Source organism: Saccharothrix sp. ST-888 (assembly GCF_000955975.1).
GTDB lineage: Bacteria > Actinomycetota > Actinomycetes > Streptomycetales > Streptomycetaceae > Kitasatospora.
This window is the reverse complement of record NZ_JYJF01000014.1, coordinates 15336-38893: the sequence shown is the minus strand read 5'-3', so window position 1 is coordinate 38893 and position 23558 is coordinate 15336. Positions and strand designations below refer to the sequence as shown.

At 72.9% G+C, this 23558-nt stretch carries 18 protein-coding genes and 1 pseudogene; 3 read left to right on the top strand and 16 right to left on the bottom strand.

Features of this window, described 5'->3' with window-relative positions:
* Nucleotides 1-114 precede the first annotated feature (114 nt).
* Entirely contained in the window at nt 115-948 is an 834-nt protein-coding gene (locus UK12_RS08120) for a class I SAM-dependent methyltransferase (RefSeq protein WP_197084656.1), read from the top strand.
* 163 nt (nt 949-1111) lie between these two features.
* Here the strand turns inward: UK12_RS08120 and UK12_RS43080 are convergent.
* From UK12_RS43080 to nsdA, 9 genes and pseudogenes are all read right to left on the bottom strand, one after another.
* Nucleotides 1112-1885, bottom strand: a pseudogene (locus tag UK12_RS43080) (hypothetical protein).
* A 16-nt stretch (nt 1886-1901) separates the two neighbouring features.
* The gene (locus UK12_RS41025) at nt 1902-2576 is read right to left on the bottom strand and encodes an AAA family ATPase (protein WP_197084653.1); all 675 of its coding nucleotides are present in this window, start codon (nt 2574-2576) and stop codon (nt 1902-1904) included.
* A 14-nt stretch (nt 2577-2590) separates the two neighbouring features.
* Nucleotides 2591-3043 carry an ATP-dependent metallopeptidase FtsH/Yme1/Tma family protein gene (locus UK12_RS41020; protein ID WP_197084652.1) on the bottom strand — a complete coding sequence of 151 codons (453 nt, stop codon included), beginning with the start codon at nt 3041-3043 and terminating at the stop codon, nt 2591-2593.
* Nucleotides 3044-3099: 56 nt separating this feature from the next.
* Nucleotides 3100-3618: a GNAT family N-acetyltransferase gene (locus UK12_RS08110; RefSeq protein WP_231591096.1), complete on the bottom strand. Its 519-nt coding sequence runs from the start codon at nt 3616-3618 to the stop codon at nt 3100-3102.
* A 202-nt stretch (nt 3619-3820) separates the two neighbouring features.
* Nucleotides 3821-5386 (bottom strand): signal recognition particle protein, encoded by a 1566-nt coding sequence (ffh, locus tag UK12_RS08105; RefSeq protein WP_045301199.1) that lies wholly within the window; start codon nt 5384-5386, stop codon nt 3821-3823.
* Between the two features lie 213 nt (nt 5387-5599).
* Entirely contained in the window at nt 5600-8044 is a 2445-nt protein-coding gene (locus tag UK12_RS08100; protein WP_045301197.1) for a [protein-PII] uridylyltransferase, read from the bottom strand.
* A gap of 166 nt (nt 8045-8210) precedes the next feature.
* Nucleotides 8211-8549: a P-II family nitrogen regulator gene (locus tag UK12_RS08095; protein WP_045301195.1), complete on the bottom strand. Its 339-nt coding sequence runs from the start codon at nt 8547-8549 to the stop codon at nt 8211-8213.
* The gene (locus tag UK12_RS08090; protein WP_045301193.1) at nt 8546-9943 is read right to left on the bottom strand and encodes an ammonium transporter; all 1398 of its coding nucleotides are present in this window, start codon (nt 9941-9943) and stop codon (nt 8546-8548) included. Before UK12_RS08090 ends, UK12_RS08095 begins: the two co-directional genes overlap by 4 nt.
* A gap of 367 nt (nt 9944-10310) precedes the next feature.
* Entirely contained in the window at nt 10311-11765 is a 1455-nt protein-coding gene (nsdA, locus tag UK12_RS08085) for a transcriptional repressor NsdA (RefSeq protein ID WP_231591093.1), read from the bottom strand.
* Between the two features lie 516 nt (nt 11766-12281).
* Between nsdA and UK12_RS08080 the strand changes: the two genes are divergently transcribed.
* Nucleotides 12282-12971, top strand: coding sequence for a bifunctional DNA primase/polymerase (locus UK12_RS08080; protein WP_045301188.1), 690 nt, complete (start codon nt 12282-12284; stop codon nt 12969-12971).
* Nucleotides 12972-13113: 142 nt separating this feature from the next.
* Here the strand turns inward: UK12_RS08080 and ftsY are convergent, their stop codons facing one another.
* The 6 genes from ftsY to UK12_RS43070 form a co-directional block, all read right to left on the bottom strand.
* On the bottom strand, nt 13114-14352 hold the full coding sequence (ftsY, locus tag UK12_RS08075; RefSeq protein ID WP_045301186.1) for a signal recognition particle-docking protein FtsY: 1239 nt from the start codon (nt 14350-14352) through the stop codon (nt 13114-13116).
* A gap of 262 nt (nt 14353-14614) precedes the next feature.
* Complete coding sequence (gene smc / locus UK12_RS08070) at nt 14615-18280, bottom strand: chromosome segregation protein SMC (RefSeq protein ID WP_082119422.1); 3666 nt, start codon at nt 18278-18280, stop codon at nt 14615-14617.
* 276 nt (nt 18281-18556) lie between these two features.
* Nucleotides 18557-18760: a hypothetical protein gene (locus tag UK12_RS08065; RefSeq protein ID WP_045301185.1), complete on the bottom strand. Its 204-nt coding sequence runs from the start codon at nt 18758-18760 to the stop codon at nt 18557-18559.
* Nucleotides 18761-19164: 404 nt separating this feature from the next.
* Entirely contained in the window at nt 19165-19458 is a 294-nt protein-coding gene (locus tag UK12_RS08060; RefSeq protein WP_045301184.1) for an acylphosphatase, read from the bottom strand.
* 10 nt (nt 19459-19468) lie between these two features.
* Nucleotides 19469-19975 (bottom strand): winged helix-turn-helix transcriptional regulator, encoded by a 507-nt coding sequence (locus UK12_RS43075; protein ID WP_045301183.1) that lies wholly within the window; start codon nt 19973-19975, stop codon nt 19469-19471.
* Nucleotides 19976-20114: 139 nt separating this feature from the next.
* Nucleotides 20115-21461 (bottom strand): hypothetical protein, encoded by a 1347-nt coding sequence (locus UK12_RS43070; protein WP_045301182.1) that lies wholly within the window; start codon nt 21459-21461, stop codon nt 20115-20117.
* 166 nt (nt 21462-21627) lie between these two features.
* Between UK12_RS43070 and UK12_RS08045 the strand changes: the two genes are divergently transcribed.
* Nucleotides 21628-22548 carry a hypothetical protein gene (locus UK12_RS08045; protein ID WP_045301181.1) on the top strand — a complete coding sequence of 307 codons (921 nt, stop codon included), beginning with the start codon at nt 21628-21630 and terminating at the stop codon, nt 22546-22548.
* Between the two features lie 127 nt (nt 22549-22675).
* On the opposite strand, the gene mutM is transcribed toward UK12_RS08045, so the two are convergent.
* On the bottom strand, nt 22676-23557 hold the full coding sequence (gene mutM, locus UK12_RS08040; protein WP_045301180.1) for a bifunctional DNA-formamidopyrimidine glycosylase/DNA-(apurinic or apyrimidinic site) lyase: 882 nt from the start codon (nt 23555-23557) through the stop codon (nt 22676-22678).
* Nucleotide 23558: the final 1 nt, after the last annotated feature.

Here is a 23558-nt window from a genome sequence, read left to right as displayed (position 1 = left end):
CCACCGCGCACCCCTCTGGACGCCGGGCCCCAGCCGCTGTTCGCTGGACTCGGGGTGGAACTTTCCGGGGGGTGTCACGGGCAGGACGACCAGAAAACCGGATGGGAGGCCGCGATGGCTTCAGCGCAGGTGACCGGTACGACCGCGCAGCGACCCAGCGCCCATGGTGGGGCGCGTTCACGCGGACGGGCGCGCGACTGGGCGGAAATCCAGGAACGCATGCTCGTACCGCTCTACCAGGCCGTGTACGAGCGCCTGGAGGTCGGCGCGGCGACCAGTCTGCTCGGTCTCGGCTGCCGGTCGGGGCTGTCCCTGCTGCTGGCGGCGGAGCGGGGTGCCCAGGCGGCCGGCCTCGAGCCGGACACGGAGCTGCGCGAGCTGGCGCAGGGCCGGCGGCTGCGGGTGTCCGGTCCCGGACACCGCGACCGGTCCGCCGGGATGTTCCCCCGCACGGCCTACTCACTGGTGACTCTCTTCGAACTGTGGCAGGCACCGTTCCTGCGACCGTCCGCCGAACCGGAGCAGTCGGTGGCTCTGGCCGCCCGGCTGGCCCTCCCGGGCGGGCAGGTGGTGCTGGCGGGCTGGGGTCCGCCGGAGCGCTGCGAGAGCGCCGTCGTCCTGGACGTGGCGCGCCGCCGCGCCGCCCCGGCATCCGGCTGCGACCCGTTCGCGCTGAGCACGCCCGGCGCGCTGGAGGCGCTGCTGGCCGACGCCGGACTGCGCCCGGCGGGCAGCGGCCGGGTGAACTGCCCGTTCGCCTATCCGGATCTGGACAGCGCGGTACGCGGGATGCTCTCGACGGGCGTCTACGAGGCGGCGATCGAGGACTCCGGCGCGGCCCTGGTGGAGAAGGAGTTGGAGGAGGCGCTGCACCCGTTCGTCCAACCGGACGCCTCGGTGCGGATGGCCAACCTGTTCCGGTACGTCATCGCCGAGCGGGTCCGCTGACCGGAGGCCACCCGACAGCCCGTCGGCCACGCCTGCACGCCAGCCGCAGCCGCAGCCGCAGCCGCCGGGCCTGAACCGCCGAATCCAGCACCACCCCGAACGGCCGGGCCGGATCCACCGGAGCCGGAACCACCGGACCGGACCCGCCCGGCCGCAGACGGCCTCAGGGCAGGTCGGGCTGTCTGCGCGGCACTCCCGCCGCCCGGTAGGCGGCCTCCTCGTCCAGGGTCTCGGCCTCCAGCAGAGCCGTGGCGAGGGCGTCCAGCTTCGCGCGGTGCTCGGTGAGGAGGCGGATCGCGTCGTCGTAGCACTCGGCGACGATCCGCCGGGCCTCCTGGTCGACCGCGTCCAGTGTGGCGGGGGCGGCCGAGAGCCCGTACGTGCCCTGGCTGTCGCTCGGGACGGCGGTGAGGCGGCCGACCCGCTCGCTCATGCCCCAGCGCCCCGCCATGCCCCGGGCGATGTTGGTGACCTGCTCCAGGTCGCTCTCGGCGCCGGTGGTGATGATCCCGTAGACGACCTGCTCGGCGGCCATCCCACCGAGAGCGCCGATGATCCGGCCGCGCAGGTACGGCTCGGTTTAGGAGTACCGGTCGGTGTCGGGGGTGGAGAGGGTGACGCCGAGGGCCCGGCCGCGCGGCACGATGGTGATCTTGCGGACCGGGTCGGCGCCCGGCTGCAGCATGCCGAGCAGCGCGTGGCCGCTCTCGTGGTACGCGGTGCGCTCACGCTCGCTCTGCGGCATCACCAGCGGCCGCACGGCGCCGAGTTGGACCTTCTCCAGGGCGTCCGAGAGGTCGTCCGGGCCGACCTGGTCCTGCTTGCGCTTGACGGCCGGCAGGGCTGCCCCGTTGACCAGGTTGGCCAGGTCGGCGCCGGTCATGCCCGGGGTGACCTTGGCAAGCTGGTCGAGGTCGCTGCGCGGGGAGAGCTGCACCCCCGGGTGTGGATCTTCAGGATGGCCTCGCGGCCGCCGCGGTCCGGCGGGCTGACGGTGATCCGGCGGTCGAAGCGTCCCGGGCGCAGCAGGCCGGGTCGAGGATCTCGGCGCGGTTGGTGGCCGCGATCACGATCACGCCCTCGGAGCCGGTGAAGCCGTCCATCTCGGTCAGGATCTGGTTGAGGGTCTGCTCGCGCTCGTCGTGGCCGCCCATGCTGCCGCTGCCGCCGCGCTGGCGGCCGATGGTGTCGATCTCGTCGATGAAGATGATCGCGGGGGCCACCTTGCGGGCCTCGGCGAAGAGTTCGCGGACCCGGCTCGCGCCGACGCCGACGATCATCTCGATGAACTCGGAGGCGGAGGCGGAGAAGAACGGCACATCGGCCTCGCCCGCGACGGCCCGGGCCAGCAGGGTCTTGCCGGCGCCGGGCGGGCCGCTGAGCAGGACGCCGCACGGCATCTTGGCGCCGAGCCTGCGGTAGGCCTGCGGATTCTTCAGGAAGTCGACCACCTCGGTGAGTTCGGCCTCGACCTCGTCGATGCCGGCCACGTCGGCGAAGGTGGTGCGCCGGCCCGCCGTGGTGTCCACGGGCTTCGGCGGCGCCTTGCGGCCGAACGCCCCGGCGGCGCCCATGCCGCCAGCCATCCGGCGGGCCAGCAGCACCCAGACCAGGATCAGCAGCAGCATCGGGGCGAGCGAGATCAGCAGGTTGGAGAGGAAGCTGCGCTGCTGGACGACGGGCTCGGCAGTGACGGTGACGTGCTGCTGCTGCTGCTGCTGGAGGGTGGCCCAGACCAGAGGTTGTCGTCGGCGAAGGACGGCCGCTGGGTGGTGAACTCGCTGTAGTTCCCCTTGCCTTCAGGCGTGGGCGCGGCGCTCTTCAGGGTGCCCTCGATCGCGTCGCCCTTGGCGTAGATCTTGGTGATGTTGCCCTTGCCGAGCTGGTTGTTGAACTCCGTGTAGGAGATCGTGGTCGATCCGCCGGTGCCGAGGAAGCTGAGCAGCAGGTCCGAGATCAGGAAGACGACCAGGGCTGTGAGGACCAGCCCGACCCAGCCGCCGGGCATCTTCCGGCGGGGCGGCGGCGGGGGCGGGGCTCCCTCCGAGCGCCAGGGCTGGTCGGGGGTCTGGCGCGGCGGTACGGGAGTGCTCACCCGCCGGACGATACGGACGACCGGACGGGCGATCCATGCGAAACGCCGCGCCCCGGCTACCCCCTGGGCAGCGGCTCCCACTCCTCCGCCGTCAGCGCGAAGCGGTCGTGGTCGCGCCAGGCGCCGTCCAGGAAGAGCATCCGGGGGGTGTGGCCCTCGTGCCGGAAGCCGAGCCGCTTCGCCAGTGCGATCGAACGGTCGTTGTCCGGCTGGACGTTGATCTCCAATCGGTGCAGCCCGAGGCCGCCGTACTCCAGCGGGGCGAAGCAGCGGTCGACGACCAGCCGCATTCCCTCGCTCATCCGGCCGGTCCCGACGAACGGCAGGTAGGAGTCGTAGCCGAGCGCACCGTTGCAGAACCGGCCCATCACGATGTTGGCCACATTGCACTTGCCGACCAGGCCACCGGTGTCCAGGTCCACGATCAGGAAAGTCCGCAGCCCGGGCCCCTGACGCTCCAGCAGGTCCGCCAGGCCGTCCGGCTCGACCGGGTTCCACCGGCCGACGTGCTCGGCCGACCGCCGGACCGCATCGGCGTACAGGGGCACGTCTGCGGGCTTCGGGGCTCGGATCATCACTCGCACGCACCCATCATCCGTCATGCGTACGGCCCACGGCCATGGCGCCTCGGGGTGCCGAGCCGGCCGGGCGACGCCGAGGGGCGCGGGGAACCGCGCCACGAGCCGGGCACCTCCGTGGAGGACCGGTCGCGCAGTTCCCCGCGCCCCTGGATGGCTCACCCGCGACCCCGAAGGGCTTCGCCGGGCCCCTGAGGACTCAGAGCAGGTCCTTGAACTCCTTGGGGAGCTCGAAGTCCGCCGGGCCCTTGCCCGCACCGAGGCCGAAGGCGCCGCCCTCGGCCGGGGCCTGCTGGCCGCCGGGGCCGAGCGCCTTGCGCTGCGCGGCGGCCGCCTCCTCCTGGGCCCGCTTCAGCGGGTTGCCGGACTTCTTGCGCCCCTTGGCCGCCGGGGCCTTCTTGCCGGACTTCTTGGCGCCGCCGCCCATGCCCGGGATGCCCGGCATACCGGGGATCCCCTTGCCGGAGGCCATCGCGGACATCATCTTGCGGGCGTCGAAGAACCGCTCGACCAGGTTGTTGACCTCGCCGACCTGGACGCCCGAACCCTTGGCGATACGGGCGCGCCGCGAGCCGTTGATGATCTTCGGGTCGGTGCGCTCGGCCGGGGTCATCGACTTGATGATGGCGCCGACCCGGTCGACGTCCTTGTCGTCGATGTTGTTGATCTGCTCGCGGATCTGGCCCATGCCGGGCAGCATGCCGAGCAGCTTGGAGATCGAGCCCATCTTCCGGACCTGCTCCAGCTGGGCCAGGAAGTCGTCGAGGGTGAAGTCCTTGCCGCCGCCCTGCAGCTTGGAGGCGATCTTCTCCGCCTCGGCCTGCGAGAAGGTCTGCTCGGCCTTCTCGATCAGGGAGAGCACGTCGCCCATGCCCAGGATGCGCGAGGCCATCCGGTCCGGGTGGAAGGCGTCGAAGTCGTCGACCTTCTCGCCGTTGGAGGCGAACATGATCTGGCGGCCGGTGACGTGCGCGACCGAGAGCGCCGCGCCACCACGGGCGTCGCCGTCCAGCTTGGACAGCACCACACCGGTGAAGTCGACACCCTCGAGGAAGGCCTGCGCGGTGGTCACCGCGTCCTGGCCGATCATCGCGTCGAGGACGAACAGGACCTCGTCCGGGTTGACCGCGGCGCGGATGTCCGCGGCCTGCTGCATCAGCTCGGCGTCGATACCGAGGCGGCCCGCGGTGTCGACGATGACGATGTCGTGCTGCTTCTGCCGGGCGTACTCGATCGAGTCCCGGGCGACCTTGACCGGGTCGCCGACGCCGTTGCCCGCCTCGGGGCCGTAGAAGGCGACACCGGCCCGGTCCGCCACCACGCCCAGCTGGGTGACGGCGTTGGGGCGCTGGAGGTCGCAGGCGACCAGCAGCGGGGTGTGCTTCTGCTTCTTCAGCCAGTGGCCGAGCTTGCCCGCGAGGGTGGTCTTACCGGCACCCTGCAGACCGGCCAGCATGATGACCGTCGGGCCGGACTTGGCGTACTGCAGGCGCCGGGTCTCGCCACCGAGGATGTTGACGAGCTCCTCGTTGACGATCTTGACGACCTGCTGGGCGGGGTTCAGCGCGCCGGAGACCTCGGAGCCCAGCGCACGGTCCTTGACCTGCTTGATGAAGGCCCGCACCACCGGCAGCGCGACATCCGCTTCGAGCAGGGCGATCCGGATCTCGCGGGCGGTGGCATCGATGTCCGCCTCACTGAGGCGGCCCTTGCCCCGGAGGTTCTTGAACGTCGCTGCGAGGCGGTCGGAGAGGGTGTCGAACACGTCGGTCGCGGGTCCCTTGCGGCATCGGTACGGGTACTGTCGTCGCCCCCAGGGTATCCGGCCGCCCCAGGTACGGTCTCCACCCCGCCCCCGGCCCCGGTCCGGGAGGCCCTCCACCACCCGGGTGACCAGGGCGGCTCCGCCCGCGAAGGCCAACCGCCCGCCAGCCGCGTCCCCAGCCTCACAGGACGGAACACCCGGGCCCACCGGTGTTCAGCACAGCGCCCCCTGCACCTGGGCGGCGACCTCCCGGGCCCGCTCGGGCGCCAGCGGGCGGCCGTCCGGATCGGTGAGGTAGAAGGCGTCCACCGCGTCCGCGCCGAGCGTGCTGACGTGGGCGGTACGGACCACCACGCCCGCCGCGTCCAGGGCCCGGCCGATCCGGTGCAGCAGGCCGGGGGCGTCGTGCGCGCGGACCTCCAGCACGGTGGCGCTGGACGAGCCGCCGGGGGCGACCGCGACCACCGGGGGCGGGGTGGTGATGCCCCGGCGGCGCGGGGCCGCGGCGTCCCGTTCGGCGAGCTTGCGGGCCACGTCCAGCGAACCGTCCAGGGCCCGGCGCAGATCCGCCCGCAGCCGGTCCGCCTCGGGCAGCTCGCCGTACGCGGCGGCGACCTTCCAGCGGATCAGCAGCACCTGGCCGGCGCCGATCGGGTCGAGCAGCCGCAGCGCCGCCGAGCGGACCGTCAGCCGGTGCAGCGCGATCACCCCGGCCGCCGTGCTCAGCAGCGCCGGGCGGTCCGGAATGGCCAGCGTCAGCTCGACGCCCGTCGGCTCGGCCGCGAAGGCGTCCTGCGGCGGCTGGGCGAGCAGGGCGAGCGCCGGTTCGCCGGTCCGGGCGGCCTCCACCGCCAGGCGCTCCTGGTCGACGGTGGGCTCGGCCTCGGCCGGGAACGGGTCGCCGCCCGCGAGCTGGGCCGCCACCCGGTCCACCAGCCGCTCCACCAGGGACGCCCGCCAGCTGCTCCAGGCGGCGGGCCCGGTGGCGGTCGCGTCGGCCTCGGTGAGGGCGTGCAGCAGTTCCAGGTGCGGCAGGGTGCCGACCACCTTGGTCATCAGGTCGATGGTGGCCGGATCGTCCGGGTCACGGCGGGTGGCGGTGTCGACCAGCGTCAGATGGTGCCGGACCAGCAGGGCCAGCGTCTCGGTGTCGACCTTGTCGAAGCCCATCCGGACCGCCACGTCCCGGACGATCACCTCGCCCGCCTCGGAGTGGTCGCCGGGCCAGCCCTTGCCGAGGTCGTGCAGCAGCGCCGCGACCAGCAGCAGGTCGGGCCGGGCCACCCGGCGGGTCATCCCGGCCGCCCGGACCGCCGTCTCGACCAGGTGCCGGTCGACCGTCCAGCGGTGCACGGCGTTGCGCTGCGGCCGGCAGCGGACCCGCTCCCAGTCCGGCAGCAGGCGGGTGATCAGGCCCTCCGCCTCCAGCGCCTCCCAGACCGGCAGACAGGACTCCCCCGCGCCGAGCAGGGTGATCAGCTGCTCGCGGGCCTCGTCGGGCCAGGGCACCGGCAGCGGCCGGCTCTCGGCGGCCAGCCGGCGCACGGTGGCGTACCCGATCGGGAGCCCGGCCTGCGCGGCGGCCGCGGCGGCGCGCAGCGGCAGCACCGGGTCCTGCGCCGGGCGGGCGCCCTGGGCTAGCACCACCTCGCCGTCCTGCTCGACCACGCCCTCGGCGAGCGGTCTGCGCTCGACGGCTCCGCGTGCCACCGCGCCCGAGCCGCGCCCGGTGCCGGTGAACGGGAAGGCCAGTCGGCCGACCCGGCGGCCCCGGCCGGTGCGGGCGGCGAGGACGCGTTCGACGGCCCGCCAGGTGACGTCACCGGCGTAGCTGACGGTGCGGGCCGCTTCGTACACCTGGCGCAGCAGGGTGTCGGCGTCGAGCACCCCGAGCCGCTCGGCGACCTGGTCCTGGTCGTGCAGGCTCAGCCGTTCGGTGGCCCGTCCGGTGGCCAGGTGCAGGGCGTCGCGGACGTCGGCGATTTTCGCGGCGGCCGCCTCCAGGCCGTCCCTGGGTGCGTCGGCGAGCCAGCTGGCGGCGATCGCGTTGAGCGCGACCACGTCCCGCAGACCGCCCCTGGCCTCCTTGAGGTCGGGTTCCAGCAGGAAGGACAACTCGCCGTGCCGCTCGGCGCGTTCGAGGCAGAGCCGGTGGAGTTCGGGCAGCCGTTTAGGGGCAGCGGCGCGCCAGTCGGCGAGTACGGCGGAGCGCAGGGCGGCGGTCAGCTCCGGGTCGCCCGCGAGGTGGCGGGCGTCGAGCAGGCCGAGCTGCGCCTTGAGGTCCTCGGCGGCGACCGTACGGGCCTCGGACACGGTGCGGACGGAGTGGTCGAGCGCGGCGCCGCCGTCCCAGACCGGGTACCAGATCCGCTCCGGCAGGGCGGGGTCGAGCGTGCCCTGGTGCAGCAGCAGCACGTCCAGGTCGCTGCGCGGCGAGAGCTCGCCGCGGCCGTAGCCGCCGACCGCCACCAGAGCGGTTCCCGACGGTGCGCCGGACGCCTCGTACAGCTCGGCCAGCCAGTCGTCGGCCAGCGCGGCGAGGGCTGTCCTGCGTTCGGCGCCGTGCCGGCCCGGCTCGGCGAGCAGGCGGCTGCGGGCGGCGGCGAAGGCGGACGGACCGGCCGGATCTCCGGCGGGCGAGGTGTCGGGGGTCGTCACGTCAAGGTCCCCATCCGTGGTGCGGGTGGTGCCGATGAGCTGGGCTCTGTGCCGAATGGTAGGCGCTGGTGCGCCCACGGGGAGCGGGGAACCGCGCGACCGGCCCGCTACCGAGGTGCGTGGCCGGTCGTGCGGTTCCCCGCTCCCGCTGGGGCGTCAGAGCGCGTCAGAGCGCGTCGGGGCCGCGCTCCCCGGTGCGGACCCGGACGGCGGTGTCGACCGGGATGCTCCACACCTTGCCGTCGCCGATCCGGCCGGTGCGGGCGGCCTTGACCAGGACCTCGATCAGTTCGTCGGCGTCCTCGTCGGAGACCAGGACCTCGATCCGGACCTTCGGGACCAGGTCGACGGTGTACTCGGCACCGCGGTAGACCTCGGTGTGGCCGCGCTGGCGGCCGTAGCCGCTGGCCTCGGTGACGGTGAGGCCCTGGATGCCGAAGGCCTGCAGCGCGTTCTTCACCTCGTCCAGTCGGTGCGGCTTGATGACGGCGGTGATGAGCTTCATCGGGCGTCGACCTCGGTCCTCTTGGCAGGCTTCTCAGCGGTCTTGTCGGTGGTCTTCACGGCAGGCTTCCCGGCCGGCTTCTCAGCGGTCCGCGCTGCGGGCCGATCGGTTCCGGGGGCGGACAGGGCCCGGGCCAGGCTGGCCCCGACCGCGCTGAAGTCGTAGGCCGACTCGGCGTGTTCGGCCTGGTCGATCCCGGCGACCTCGACCTCCTCGGCGACCCGGAAGCCGACGGTCCGGTGGATCGCCGTACCGAGCAGCCAGGAGAGCACGAACGAGTAGACGCCGACCACGGCGACGCCCATCGCCTGCTTTCCGAGCTGCCCGAACCCGCCGCCGTAGAAGAGGCCCTGGGCAGTCTGCCCGACGTGGCCGGTGGCGAACAGCCCCACCGCGAGCGAGCCGACGATGCCGCCGACCGCGTGCACGCCGACCACGTCCAGTGAATCGTCGAAGCCCAGGCGGTACTTGAGGCCGATCGCGGCGGCGCAGACGGCGCCGGCGAGCAGGCCGATCGCGATCGCGCCGAGCAGCGAGACCGAACCGCAGGCCGGGGTGATGGCGACCAGTCCGGCCACCGCACCGGAGGCGGCGCCCAGCGTGGTGAACGCGCCGTGCTTGATCCGCTCGAAGGCGAGCCAGCCGAGCATCGCGGCGGCGGTGGCGACCTGGGTGTTGAGGAAGGCCATCCCGGCCACGCCGTTGGCGGCCAGCGCCGAGCCCGCGTTGAAGCCGAACCAGCCGAACCAGAGCAGCCCGGAGCCGAGCATCACCAGGGGGAGGCTGTGCGGCCGCATCGGGTCCTTCCTGAATCCGACCCGCTTGCCGAGCACCAGGCAGAGCGCGAGACCGGCGACGCCGGCGTTGATGTGCACCGCCGTACCGCCGGCGAAGTCGATCACGCCGCTGCGGTCGCCGAGCCAGCCACCGTGGCCGTTGTCGAAGAAGAACACCCAGTGCGCGACCGGGAAGTAGACCACCGTCACCCAGAGCGCCACGAACAGGGCCCAGGCGGAGAACTTGGCTCTGTCCGCGACGGCACCGCTGATCAGTGCCGGGGTGATCACCGCGAACATCAGCTGGAACGAGGCGAAGGCGGTGACCGGGATCGATCCGCTGAGGTCGTTCAGCCCGATGCCGCGCATGCCCAGGAAGTCGAGGTTGCCGATCAGGCCGGCGCCGGCGTCGGGGCCGAAGGCGAGCGAGTAGCCGTAGAGCACCCAGAGCACGCTGACCACGGCCAGCGAGATGAAGCTCATCGCCAGCATGTTGAGCGTGCTCTTGACCCTGACCATGCCTCCGTAGAAGAAGGCCAGGCCCGGGGTCATCAACATGACCAGGGCCGCACTGATGAACACAAAGGCGGTATCGCCCGCGCTGAAGCCGTCCGGCATCGGCGTCTCCTCTGATGAAACCGCCCCCGGGATCCCTGTCCCGTGCCACCCGGGGTGTCGGCGATGAAGAGGAGAGTGCCGAAGGCTGATTTCGGCCGATGCGGCTCGTTGTTTCGCCGGCGTGACGGCGTTGACGGGAGAGTTACGAGCACGTGAATTGCGGCCGCGTCACTTGCCAGGCTGCGCTACCGTGCGGCCGCACAGCACCGGACGCAGCCGACGGCTCACCGACCGTGGCGCCCCTTGGGTTCCGGGGCGGGGGAAGCCCGGCCGGTCGCCCACCTGCGGGGTGTCCACGGTCACGACGGAAGGCCCGGGACGGCCGGAACACGGAGGCCGTCGCCGGGCTGCCTCACCCGGACGGCGGTCACACGGACGGGGCGAACTCCGGGATGTCGTGCACCACCCGCTCGGCCAGCCGGTCGACCGCGTCCAGGCCCTTGAAAGTCCGCGACGCGGCCGCCGAGGTCTTGCGCACCCGGGTGTTGAGCCGCTCGGAACGGACCGTCCTGGCGATGTCCACGGCCTGCTCGGCCATCACCACGGCCTGCTCGGGCTCGTTCTGCAGCAGATGGACGCTGGCCATCCCGATCAGGTTGAAGGCGTAGCTGCGGACGTGGTCCCCGTCCTGCCGGAACAGGTCCACGGCGCGCTCCATCACCGGCGCCGCCATCGAGGCGTAGAGCGGGCTGCGGGTGGAGTTGTAGGCGAGGTCGCGGAAGGAGTGCGCGTTCTCCGCGTTGAGCTCCGCCTCGGAGAAGAACTTGAGCCAGTTCGGGTCGTTGTCGCCGGGACGGCAGTCGCTGAAGGTGTCCTCGGCCAGCCGGGCCGCGCGGGCGCAGCGGTTGATCTCACCGATGTTGGAGTACGCGCGGGCCTCCATCGCGTACAGCAGGGCCTGCTGGCGCGGAGTGGCGGTGTCCCGACTGCCGTACTGGGCCAGGTGGATCAGCTCCAGGGCGTCCTCGCCCCGGTTGAGGTGGATCATCTGGCGGCTCATGTCGGTGAGGATCAGCGCGCCGAACGGCCGGTCCCCGGCCTCCTTGGCGGCGTGCAGCGCCAGGACGTAGTACTTCTGCGCGCTGGGGTGCATACCGACGTCGTACGACATCCACCCGGCCAGGTGGGCGAGTTCGGCGGTCAGCCGGAACAGCCGCTTGGTGGTCTGCTCGGGGTACGTCTCCTGCAACAGGTCGGTGACCTCGTGGAGTTGGCCGACCACGGCCTTGCGGCGCAGCCCGCCGCCGTTCTGCGCGTCCCACTGGCGGAACATCACCGTGGTCTGCTCCAGCAGTTGGAGCTCCGGCTCGGAGAGCCGGCCGGTGTGCGGCTCCCCGCCGTTGGCGGCGGCCAGGATCGGGGTGGGCGTGCCGCTCGGGCCGGGGGTGAGCCAGCGCTGCATCGGCTCGATCAGCGCGGCACCGGCGGTCAGGGCGAGCGAAGTGCCGAGGAATCCCCGGCGGTTGAGCATCAGGTCACTGCGCGAGTACTCACTGATCAGCTGGACGGTCTGGGCACCGCTCCACGGTAGGTCCACCCCGCCGCCGACGGTGCTCACCGGGACCACGGTGCGCAGCCCGAGGTCCTCGACCGAGACCACCGAGCCGAAGCGCTCGGAGAACAGCTCCGACATGATCTTCGGGATCGGCTCGCGCGGCTGCTCACCGTCCAACCAGCGGCGCACCCGTGAGGTGTCGGTGCTGACGTGGTGGGCGCCGATCTGGCGCGCGCGGCGGTTGACCTGGCGGGCCAGCTCGCCCTTGGACCAGCCGCTGCGGCCGAACCAGGACGTCAGCTTCTCGTTCGGTTGCTTCTCTGCCATGGGAACGTCCCCATCCCGCCCGGCCCCAGGGGGCCCGTTTGTCATATGACCCGACCGCCGTACCTGGCGGCGCCTGTCTCGGCTCCGCCCCCAGGTGGACGGTCCGCTGCGTTCCGTATGCCGAACGTAACGCCCCGTCCGCCATCCGGGGGAGCACCAACGGGGAAACGCCACCTTTCGCCACCCCTACGAGTGAACTAATCGGCACCGCACCACGCTTCACTGGAAGTCGGCCCGGCTCCGCCCCCGCCGATCGGCCCGCATTCGCCCGCTCCACGGTCAACTCGCTTCGACGACATGGGCCTTGTCGGCCATGAATGAGGACGGAGACACCCAGTGCAGCAACGACGATCCGGCATCCGGCCCGCCGGGGCAAGGCGGTTCCTCGCACGAGCGACCCGAATCGGAGCACGCCGTCCAGCGCGCGCCGCCGACACACAACACACTCCACATCGGACAATCGACGCACCGTCACAGTCCCGTAACCACCCGCAAACACAATCTGTTGGGGGAGGCATGGACAACCTCTTCGGTGATCTCCGTTTCGGTGCCCGCCGCCGCACTCGGACCACCGCCTTCCAGGCCGCCGCCGAGTACACCGGCCGCTGGGGCTGGACGGTCGCCGTCGGCTCCGGCCGCACCCCGGCGGACGGCCGCTGCGGCTGCCGGGAAGCCCACTGCGCGGCGCCCGGCCTGCACACCGCCGTCGGCCCGGAGCACACCGTCAGTCCCCGCCCGGAGGCCGGACCGCCCGCCGTCGCCCTGCGCGAGCTCTGGGCCGGCGACGCACCCGTACTCCTCCCGGCCGGCCGCGCGTTCGACGTCCTGGACGTACCGGCGCAGCCCGGTCTGCGGGCCCTGGTCCGGCTGGAGCGGATGGGCACCCAGGTCGGCCCGGTGCTCGCCCTGCCGACCGGGCGGCTGCTCTTCTTCGTCGCGGTCGGCACCGCGCAGCGGCTGCCCGAACTGCTGTACCGGATGGGGTGGGACGACGCCGCCCTCGACCTGGCCTGCCACGGCGAGGGCAGCTGGATCGCCGCGCCGCCCAGCTCGCTCGGCTCGCTCGGGCCGGTCCGCTGGCTGCGCCGCCCGTCCCGCGACAGCGCCGGCTGCCCCCCGGAGGCCCGCCTCCTGCTCGGCACCCTCGCCTACGCCTGCCACCGCAGCCGCGAGCGCTCCGCCGAACCCGCCTGGCTCGCCTCCTGAGCCCGACCCCGCACAGCGGATCTCGATGTCACCGTAAGCACGTTGCGCTGCCTCGGGGCGCGACCTCGCGCCCCCGGTTGTCCTCGCGCTACGCGAAGAGGGCCCGCCCCAATGTGGAGCGGACCCTCTGGGTACGGGTGGATCAGTCCCCGATCAGGGCGTCCACGAACGCGCCCGGCTCGAACGGCGCCAGGTCGTCCGCGCCCTCGCCGAGCCCGATCAGCTTGACCGGGACACCCAGCTCGCGCTGGACGGCGACCACGATGCCGCCCTTGGCGGTACCGTCCAGCTTGGTGAGCACGATGCCGGTGATGTCCACGACCTCGGCGAAGACCCGGGCCTGCACCAGGCCGTTCTGACCGGTGGTGGCGTCGAGCACCAGCAGCACCTCGTCCACCGGACCGTGCTTCTCGACGACCCGCTTGACCTTGCCGAGCTCGTCCATCAGGCCGGTCTTGGTGTGCAGTCGGCCGGCGGTGTCGATCAGGACGGTGTCCGCCTGCTCGGCGATGCCCTCCTTGACCGCGTCGAAGGCGACCGAGGCGGGGTCGCCGCCCTCGGGTCCGCGGACGGTCTGCGCGCCGACCCGCTCGCCCCAGGTCTGCAGCTGGTCGGCGGCGGCGGCGCGGAAGGTGTCCGCCGCGCCGAGCACGACCTTGCGGCCGTCCGCGACCAGGACCCGGCCCAGCTTGCCGGAGGTGGTGGTCTTGCCGACGCCGTTGACGCCGACCACCAGGACGACGGCCGGCCGGCCGCCCTCGTGCTTGGCGGTCTTCAGCGAGCGGTCGGCGTCCGTGCCGATCAGCGCGACCAGTTCCTCGTGCAGCAGCCCCCGCAGCTCCTCCGGCGTACGGGTGCCGAGCACCTTGACCCTGGTACGCAGCTTGTCCACCAGCTCCTGGGTGGGCGCGACACCGACGTCGGCGGTGAGCAGGGTCTCCTCGATCTCCTCCCAGGTGTCCTCGTCCAGCCGCTCGCGGGAGAGCAGCGTGAGCAGCCCCTTGCCGAGCGAGTTCTGCGAGCGGGAGAGCCGGGAGCGCAGCCGGACCAGGCGGCCGGCGGTGGGCTCGGGGACCTCGAGGGCCGGGGCCTCCTCGGCGGCCGCCGGGAGCTCCACCTCCTCGACGGTCTCGGTGGGCTCCGCCACCGTGGGCGCGGCCTGCTCGCCGACCGGGGCCTCGCCCGGCTCGGCCTCCGGAGCGGCCGTCGGAGCAACCGTCGCGGTGGCGCCCGGCTCGGCCTTCGGCTCGGCCGGCTTGGTGATGACGGGTGCCTCGGACTTCGGAGGCAGCTGCTTCTGCCGTCTGCCGTTGACGACGAGCCCCGCGACCGCGCCGATGGCGATCACGGCGATGACGACGGCAAGGATCACGTATTCCACATAGATCTCCCTTGCTGGATCCCCCGACCGGACGGCCGAGGGGTGACAGTGATCCTTCGGTCGGCAAGGCGCACCGCGCTGCCGCTCCACTGCTGCGCCCCGGCCGGGTCATCGGGGACCGGTCGGGGCCTGGCCGTCATGAGGTCATCACAACGACCGAGTGAGAAGCCCCCTCGTCCGTGAGGGGGAGGATTCACAACCTGTCCAGTATCCGCGACCGGCCCGCGATACGGGCAGAAGCTCCGGTGGCCGAGCCGGTGGATCAGCCCGTCGGCCCGCCGACCGGCTGAGTGCCCGTCCGCCCGCCGACGAGCTCCGCGTCCGTCGGCCCGTCGGCCGCCTGCCGGGGCGCGGGGGCCCGCCCGCGCTCCCGGTGCTCGTCGCGCAGCCGCTGGCTGATCACCTGCGAGATGCCGTCGCCCTTCATCGTGACCCCGTACAGCGCGTCGGCCGACTCCATGGTCAGCTTCTGGTGGGTGATCACGATCAGCTGGGAGCTCTCCCGCAGCTCCTCCATGATGGCGATCAGCCGCCGCAGGTTGGTCTCGTCCAGCGCCGCCTCGACCTCGTCCATCACATAGAACGGGCTTGGGCGCGCCTTGAAGATGGCGACCAGCAGCGCCACCGCCGTCAGTGAGCGCTCGCCGCCGGAGAGCAGCGAGAGCCGCTTGACCTTCTTGCCCGGCGGCCTGGCCTCCACCTCCACCCCGGTGGTCAGCATCGACTCCGGGTCGGTGAGCACCAGCCGCCCCTCCCCGCCGGGGAAGAGCCGCGAGAACACGCCTTCGAACTGGGCCGCCGTGTCCTGGTAGGCCGAGGTGAACAACTGCTCGACCCTGGCGTCCACGTCCCGCACGATGTCCAGCAGGTCGCGGCGGCTCTTCTTCAGGTCGTCCAGCTGCTCGCCCAGGAACTGGTGCCGCTCCTCGAGTGCCGCGAACTCCTCCAGCGCGAGCGGGTTGACCTTCCCAAGCTGCTGGTACGCCCGCTCGGCCGCCTTGAGCCGCCGCTCCTGCTCACCGCGGTCGTACGGCCTCGGCTCGCCGGGCTCCCCGCCGTCCTCCGGCAGCGCGGGCGGCACCGGCCGGTCCGGGCCGTACGAGGCGAGCAGTTCGCCGCCCTCGATGCCGAACTCCTCCAGCGCCTTGGCCTCCAACTGCTCGATCCGCAGCCGCTTCTCCGCCCGCAGCACCTCGTCCCGGTGCCCGGCGTCCACCAACCTGTCCAGTTCGGACTTGAGTTCGTGGCCGCTCTCGCGGCCCGCCCGCAGCTCCGCCTCGCGTTCGGCGCGGGCCTGCTCGACCTCCGACCGCTCGGCCTCGGCCCGGACCAGCGCATGCTCCAGCCGGGCCAACAGCTGCCGGGCCCCGGCCGCGACGGCGGCGGCCACGGACGCCTCGTGCCTGGCCCGCTCGCGGCGCTCGGCCGCGCGGGCCCGGGCCTCCCGCTCCGCCCGTGCGACGCGGTCGAGTTGGTCCGCCCGTCCGGCCAGGTTGCGGACCCGCTCCTCGTGCGTACGGACCGAGAGCCTGGCCTCCAGTTCGATCTGCCGGGCCCGGACGGCCTCCTCGGCGAGCCGGTCACGCTGGGAGCCGTCCGGCTCGTCCTCGCCGGACTCGGCCGCCTCCTCGGCGAAGGCCAGGCGCTCGGCCAGCTCCTCGGCCGCCGCCAGGGCCTGGGCCAGCCCCTGCTCCGCCCCGGCCGCCGCGGCCGCCAGCCGTTCGGCCTCCCCGGCCGCCGCTCTGGCCTGGCCGCCGAGGCGTCCGAGCGTGCCGGCGGTCCTGGCCTGCTCCTTCTCGGCCTGCCGCCGCCGTACCGCCAGCTGCTCGACCTCGGCGGCCAGCATGCGCCGCCGCTCCTTGGCCAGCTCCGTGCGTTCGGCCAAGTCCGCACATCGGGCGTCGAGTTCACCGAGCAGCCGGTCCGCCTCGGCCACCGCCGCCCGGGTCTCCAGCAGGCTCGGTGTACCGGCGGAGCCGCCCTGGGCGAAACCGGCGCCGAGCAGATCCCCCTCGGCCGTGACCGCGGTCAACTCGGGCCGTTCGGCGACCAGTTGCCGAGCCTCGTACAGGGAGGCGACGACGGCCGCCCGGGCCAGCAGCGCCTCGACGGCGGCACGCAGCCCGCTCGGCGACTCCACCAACTCGGCCGCCCAGCGCGCGCCGTGCGGAAGCCCACCGCGCTCGGCCAGGGCCACCGGCACCGCGGAATCCGCGATCAGCAGCGCCGCCCGGCCCGCGTCCTGCTTGCGCAGCAGTCGCAGCGCCTGGGCGGCGGCGTCCACGCCGTCCACCGCGACCGCGTCCGCCGCCGCGCCGAGCGCCGCCGAGACCGCGGCCTCGTACCCGGGCGTGACCCGCAGCAACTGCGCCGCCGGGCCGAGCAGTCCGGCCGGCCGGTCCGCCGCGCCGAGCAGGGCGTCGCTGCCGTCCTTGCGCCGGAGCCCGAGGGACAGCAGCTCGTGCCGCGCCGCCAGGGCGGCCCGCTCGCGCTCGGCCAGACCCGAGGCGTCGCGCACGGCGGCGAGTTCGCGCTCGGCCTCGGTCAGCGCCTCGCTCGCCCGTTCGTGCGCGGTGTCCAACTCCTGGTCCCCCGCCGCCTCGCCGTCGACCTGCTCCTGGAGCTGCCGGTACTCCTGCTGCGCGGCCTGCGCGCGCAGCAGTGCCGCGTCCCGGGCCTCGGTCAGCCGCCCGATCTCGGCCTGCGCCCCGGCCGCCCGGGAACGGGCCGCCGCCGCCTGGCCCTGCAGCCGGGCGAGGCCCTCCCGCCGGTCCGCGAGGGCACGGGCAGCGGCCTTCAACCGGGCTTCCTCCAGCGCCAGTTCACGTTCGAGCTCGGACTTCTGCTCGACCGCCTCGGCGAGCGCGTACTGCGCCTGTTCCAGCGCCTCGGCGAGGGCGGCTTCCTCCTCCCGGACCCGGGCGGCATCCCGCTCCAGCTCCTCGGGGTCGCGCCCGCGCCGCTCCTCCCCCTGGGCGCCGCTCGTCGCATGCCGCACCCGCGCCTCGGCCAGCCCGATGGTGCCCCGGGCCCGTTCGGTGAGGGCGGAGAGCCGGTACCAGGACTGCCGGGCGGCCTCCAGCTGCGGTCCGAGCTGCTCGACCTGGGCCTCCAGGACGGCTTCGCGCTGCTGGGCCTTCGCCAGCTCCTGTTCCACGGTGGAGCGGCGGAGCTTGAGCGCCAACTCGTCGGCGACCTCCGCTTCGACGGCCCGGCGCAGCGTGAGCAGGTCGTCCGCGAGCAGCCGCAGCCGGGCATCGCGCAGCTCGGCCTGGATCCCGGCGGCCCGCCGGGCGATCTTCGCCTGGCGTCCCAACGGCCCCAGCTGGCGGCGGAGTTCGGCGACCAGGTCCTGGACCCGGTTGAGGTTCCCCTGCATCGCGTCCAGCTTCCGCAGCGCCTTCTCCTTGCGCTTGCGGTGCTTGAGCACACCGGCCGCCTCCTCGATGAAGGCCCGCCGCCCCATCGGGTCGGCATGCAGGACCGAGTCCAACTGCCCCTGCCCGACGATGACGTGCATCTCCCGGCCGATACCGGAGTCGGAAAGCAGTTCCTGGATGTCCAGCAGACGGCAGACACTGCCGTTGAGCGCGTACTCGCTGCCGCCGTTGCGGAACATCGTCCGGGTGATGGTGACCTCGGAGTAGTCGATGGGCAGCGCGCCGTCGGTGTTGTCGATGGTGAGGCTGACCTCGGCCCGGCCGAGCGGCGCCCGCCCGCCGGCCCCGGCGAAGATGACGTCCTCCATCTTGCCGCCGCGCAGCGACTTGGCCCCCTGCTCCCCCATCACCCAGGAGAGCGCGTCGACCACGTTGGACTTGCCGGAGCCGTTCGGTCCGACCACGCAGGTGATGCCCGGCTCGAAGCGCAGCGTGGTGGCCGAGGCGAAGGATTTGAACCCGCGCAGCGTGAGACTCTTCAGGTGCACGCGTCCTCCTCCTGGCCTCGGCAGATGTCCGCTGGCCGACTGTATCCGGCCGTACGCACAGCAACCCGCCAGGCGGCGGTTTGACCACGCCGGAGGAAGGGCAGTCTCCCCCTCGACAGAGCGTCCTCAGCGCGGCGCCCCCGGCCGTCGGTCCCGGGACACGACGAAGGGACGCCACCCGGGCGTCCCTCGGAAGCTGCGTCCCATATACGGCTGCATCCGCGTATACGGGAAGCTCATGCGCAGCAGCGTCGATCGGTGAGGATCGGGTCAGGATCAGGTGAGTGCGGGCTCCCGCTGATCCAGTTCGATGCTGCTGAGCAGCGAGTGCTCGTCAGCGACAGCGGTGAGTGCGTCGTTCTCGGCCTGCACCCGGAGGAGTTCTGCCTCCAGGTCCTGAACGCGCTGCTGCAGCCGTCGCATCTCGGAGAGCATTCGCGGGTCGGGGCCGCCGACGTACCCGAGAAGCGCCTTTGCCATGATGAATGGTCCTCCACGCTGAGTGACCGAAACCGAAGCGGTTTAGATCTAGGGGGAAGGGGGGTACGCACCCGTCAGCGCGCCGGAAGTGCCGACTGGGCACCGCCGGAATGCCGCCATGAGCTGCGCCCACGAAAACATGACCCTGCCGGGAGTACGCAGACTGGTGCGCGGGCTTTCAGCGTCTCACCAAAGACCGTACGGGTCAACACGATCACCGCACGCTACCGCGCGCCTGTCACCTGCATGGCGGGATCGTCACGCCAGGGGGATGGGCGGGCCATCGGTAACGGCACCGCTCGAACCCGGGATGGATCACTGTTCGCTGCGGAGTCAACCACGAGTCTGCCCAGAAGGCAACCGTATGACACCGGCAGTTGCCAGACGCCAGCCCCAGCCGCAGGTCAGCGGAGTGCGAAGCTGTCGTAACCGTCGCCGGTGGCACTCCAGATCTCGGTGACGCCGACGACCCGGCCGGGTGTGTCGGGCCCGCGCAGCAGGGCGAGCAGCCGCTCGCAGTCGGCGTGCGGTCCCTCGGCGACCACCTGGACCCGGCCGTCGCCGAGGTTGCTGGTGTAGCCGGTCAGACCGATCTCCATCGCACGGGCTCTGGTCCACCAGCGGAAGCCGACCTCCTGGACCTTGCCCCGGACCCAGATGGTGGCCCGGACCGGCTGGGTGCTGTCGTGACCGTGCATGGCCCCGACCCTATCCGGCAGTCGAACCGTCATTCGACGACCGGCCCTGCCGGTCCCAGCCCGGGGAGTTGACCCGCAGGGTGAGGTCCACCCCGGTCGCCTCCTCACCGCAGGTGCGGCAGGTCCAGGCGGGGTCGAGCGGGTGCGGGCGGTGGCCGGCGGGAGCGTGGTCGAGAGTCACCGGGGGCACGGGCAGCAGCCAGCGATCGCCCCAGGCGAGCAGCGCCTGGGTGACGGGCACCAGCTCCCGGCCGGCCTCGGTGAGGTGGTACTCGTACCGCAGCGGGCGCTCCTGGTACGGGCGGCGCTCGATCACACCGGCCTCCTCCAGCGCCCGCAGCCGGGCGGTGAGCCGGTCGCGCGGCGCTCCGGTGTTCTGCACGATCCGCTCGAAACGGTGGTTCCCGTACAGGAGTTCGCGGATGGCCAGCAGCGCCCACTTCTCCCCGACGACCTGCAGCGCGGCGGCGATCGAGCAGGGGCGGCCCGGGAGGTTCTCGGCGGCATGGGAGGTCACCGCGCCAGCCTGCCACAGCGCCAGTGGTTCCGGCCCCGTCGACGGCACCGGCCCCGGTGGACCTGCCGAGCAGGTCACCGGGGCCGGGTGGTGGATCGAGGCCGCCGTGCGGTGGGTCGCGGGCGGGGCCGTAGTGGGGTCAGAAGCCGCCGAAGTCGCCGTCGCCGCCACCGCCGAAGCCGCCGTCGTCGAACCCGCCGAAGTCGGAGCTGTTGAAGTCCGCGCCGCTGACGTCGCCGCCCTCGAAGCCGGAGCCGTAGCTGTCACCGGCCGCCCAGGCGGTGCCGGGCGAGGCGAAGACCGAGCCGAGCGCGGTACCGACCAGCAGGCCCGGCAGCAGGCCGCCGCCGAAGTAGCCGCCGGCCCACGGGCTGTAGGCCGGGCCCGCGTTCCAGTACGGCTGCTGGCCGTACTCGGTCTGCACGGTACGGATGTCCGGCTGCTGGCCACTGGCGAGGCGGGCGGCGTCCGTCCCGCAGGCGGGCACGGTGCGCGGCGCGCCGCCCTCCGGCGCCCAGTCGACGTCCTGCACCGACGGGCCGTGGCGGGGGTCGAAGAAGCACGGCGGACGGCGGTCCGGCAGCGGGCGCTTCTCCCGCCGGGCGGCCAGCGTGGCCAGCGAGAACCGGCCGTCCGCCAGCGCCTCGGTGACCGGCGCGACATCGGTGGGCCGCTTGGCCGCGTCCATGGTCTGCTTGGCGCGCTCGTAGGAGTCGAGGGCGTGCGAGTAGTCGGCGCGCTGGGCGTCGTCGGCGTCGGGTGCGCCGGGGTTGAAGTCGAGGCGGTCGAGCTCCTCGCCGAAGGCGGTGATGTCCTCGTCCACGACGGTGCGCAGCTGGGCGAGTTCGGCGCGGGCCTGCTCCTCCCGGCGCTTCCTGGCCCGGCGGAACAGCAGGAAGACCCCGCCGCCGGCCAGCGCCAGCAGGGCGAGCGGGATGACGATCGCGGCGGTGCTCACCCCGCCGGAGTCGGACTCGGCGGCGTGGCCCTTGACCTGGTGGACGGCCTGGTCCACGAAGTCGTTCAGGGTCGCGTCGATGTCTCCCGGGTGGTCGCGGAAGGCGGCGCCGGCCATGTTGGCCGCGGTGTTCGGGGAGAGGGCCGCCCGGTCCGGGAAGGCCTTGAACTGGCTGCCGTGCCAGATCGCGTAGACACCGACCACGCCGACCCTGGTCCGCAGGTCACGGGCGACGGTCGCGCTCGGGTACTGCGCGTTGTCGGGGACGACCGCGACGTAGATCGGCTTGTCGGCGTCCTTGAGCTTCCTGCTCAGGGCCGCCGCCTGGTCCTCGGAGAAGCGGCTGGTCATCGCCGGATCGACGTAGACCTGGCTGTTCTTCAGCGCGGTCGCGGCCTCGTCGATACCGCCCGCCGCCGAGGCGGTGGGTGCGACCAGCAGGAGGAGCAGCCCCAGCAGGCCCGCCAGCAGCGCAGCCGAGCGGACGGCGGGCCTGGCGGTCGGGGAACGGCGGAGCACAGTTCTCATGGGAGAGACGCTACCTGGCCCGGCTACCGTTGCGGGACCTGCCCCAGGCCCATGTCACCCCCGCCGAGCGGCTCAGCCCGGGTTCCTCCCGACGGGTGACTCAGCGCCTCTTCGCAGCAGGCATAGTTGTGCTGATCAGTCCTGCCAGATCCGATCGGAGCTTTTGGTGATCCTCGGTCTTGTCACCGCCGTCGCGGCGTCCGCCTGCTACGGCACCGGTTCGGTACTCCAGGCGGTCGGCTCACGCCGCTCCGCCCGTGCGGAGGCGGCGGCCAAGGGCTCCGGCACCGGCGTCACCGAACACGGCGGACCGAGCCTCTCCTCCACCGCCAAGGCCGTGGTGACCTGGGAGTTCATCCTCGGCACCGTCCTGGACTTCATCGGCTTCGGGCTCGGCGCACTGGCCGCCCGGCTGCTGCCGCTCTTCCTCTCCCAGACCATCATCAGCGCCAACCTGGTGATCACCGCCGTGCTGAGCATCAAGCTGCTCGGCCTGCGTCTGAAGAACCTCGAATGGGCCTCGATCGGTGTGCTCTGCGGTGCGCTGGTGCTGCTCGCCACGGCCGCCGGGCCGGAGGGCGGCCACCATGTCGAGATGGCGGTGCACTGGTGGCTGCTGGGCGTGTCGGTGGTGCTGATCGCGGGCGGCAGCCTGATCGTGCGGCGGCTCGGTTCGAGCGGGGCGATCGTCGCCGGTCTGCTCTCGGGCCTCGGCTTCGGTGCCCTGGGCATCGGCGTCCGGATCCTGAACGGCATCGAGCCCTTCGGCCTCGGTGAGCTGGCCTCGGACCCGGCGCTGTACGCGATCCTGGTCGGCGGGATCGGCGGGATGTACCTGCACACCGTCGCGCTGCAGGTCGGCTCGGTCAACGGTGCCACGGCCGCGCTGGTGGTCGGGGAGACCGTGGTGCCCGGCGCCGTCGGCGTGCTGTGGCTCGGGGACTCCTCGCGGGCCGGCCTGGGCTGGCTGGCCGCCTTCGGCTTCCTCCTCGCGGTGGTCAGCGCGGTCGGCGTCGCCTACTTCGGCCAGGAGGAGGCCGAGGTCCACGGCGCCCAGCCCAAGACCCCGGAGCCGGTCCACCGCTAGGCAGACCCCTCCCTGGGGGAAGCTCCGGAGACTTCTCAGGGGCGCGGGGAGCCGCGTGGGAAACCTTTCCCGCACAGCTCCCCGCGCCCCTGGTCGTGTACCTGGCCCGTCCGCGGGCGGGGCCGGCTCAGGGCCGCGTGCGGGGCGGGCGCTGGCAGCGCGGGCAGAAGTAGCTGGAGCGGTTCATCCAGGCGGTCCGGCGGATCGGGGTGCCGCAGCGGCGGCAGGGTTCGCCCTCGCGCCCGTACGCGTCCAGATCGCGGGAGAAGTAGCCGCTCTCGCCGTTCACATTGACGTACAGGCTGTCGAAACTGGTGCCGCCGACCGCGAGGGCGGCCTTCATCACGTCCCGGGCGTGCTGCAGCAGCAGTGCGGCCTGCGGGCGGGTCAGCGTCGCGGTGGGCCGCTCGTAGTGCAGCTTGGCGCGCCACAACGACTCGTCGGCGTAGATGTTGCCGACACCGCTGATCAGGGTCTGGTCGAGCAGGGCGCGCTTGACCGTGGTGCGCTTGGCGCGCAGTGCGGTGACGAAGGCGCCGTCGTCGAAGCGGGGGTCGAGCGGGTCGCGGGCGATGTGCGCGATGGAGACCGGAGTGCCCTCGGGGTCGTCCGCCTCGGCCTCCTCGACGGCGAGGCCGCCGAAGGTGCGCTGGTCGACGAAGCGCAGCTCGCGGGCGCCGTCGGTGAAGCGGAAGCGGACCCGCAGATGGGTCTCGTCGGGCACGGCGGAGTCCTGGACGAGCAGCTGCCCGCTCATGCCCAGGTGCCCGATCATCGAGAAGCCGGTGCCGAGCGCCCCCGAAGAGGTCAGGGGAACCCAGAGGTACTTGCCGCGCCGCTGCGCCTCCCCGAAGGTGGCGCCGGTCAGCCGGGCGGTGAAGTCGGGGGCGCCGCCGGGCTGGCGACGGACCGCGCGCGGGTGCAGGACCTGAACCTCGGCGACGGTACGGCCGGTGATCCAGCGGGCCAGGCCGCGCCGGACCACCTCGACCTCGGGAAGCTCGGGCACT

Coding starts and splice junctions, on each gene's coding strand:
- UK12_RS08120 (WP_197084656.1), top strand. CDS start 115: ATGGCTTCAGCGCAGGTGACCGGTACGACCGCGCAGCGACCCAGCGCC.
- nsdA (WP_231591093.1), bottom strand. CDS start 11,765: ATGGCAGAGAAGCAACCGAACGAGAAGCTGACGTCCTGGTTCGGCCGC.
- UK12_RS08090 (WP_045301193.1), bottom strand. CDS start 9,943: ATGCCGGACGGCTTCAGCGCGGGCGATACCGCCTTTGTGTTCATCAGT.
- UK12_RS41025 (WP_197084653.1), bottom strand. CDS start 2,576: ATGCTGCTGCTGATCCTGGTCTGGGTGCTGCTGGCCCGCCGGATGGCT.
- UK12_RS08095 (WP_045301195.1), bottom strand. CDS start 8,549: ATGAAGCTCATCACCGCCGTCATCAAGCCGCACCGACTGGACGAGGTG.
- UK12_RS08060 (WP_045301184.1), bottom strand. CDS start 19,458: ATGCACGGTCACGACAGCACCCAGCCGGTCCGGGCCACCATCTGGGTC.
- UK12_RS08065 (WP_045301185.1), bottom strand. CDS start 18,760: ATGGCAAAGGCGCTTCTCGGGTACGTCGGCGGCCCCGACCCGCGAATG.
- UK12_RS43070 (WP_045301182.1), bottom strand. CDS start 21,461: ATGAGAACTGTGCTCCGCCGTTCCCCGACCGCCAGGCCCGCCGTCCGC.
- UK12_RS08080 (WP_045301188.1), top strand. CDS start 12,282: ATGGACAACCTCTTCGGTGATCTCCGTTTCGGTGCCCGCCGCCGCACT.
- UK12_RS08110 (WP_231591096.1), bottom strand. CDS start 3,618: ATGATCCGAGCCCCGAAGCCCGCAGACGTGCCCCTGTACGCCGATGCG.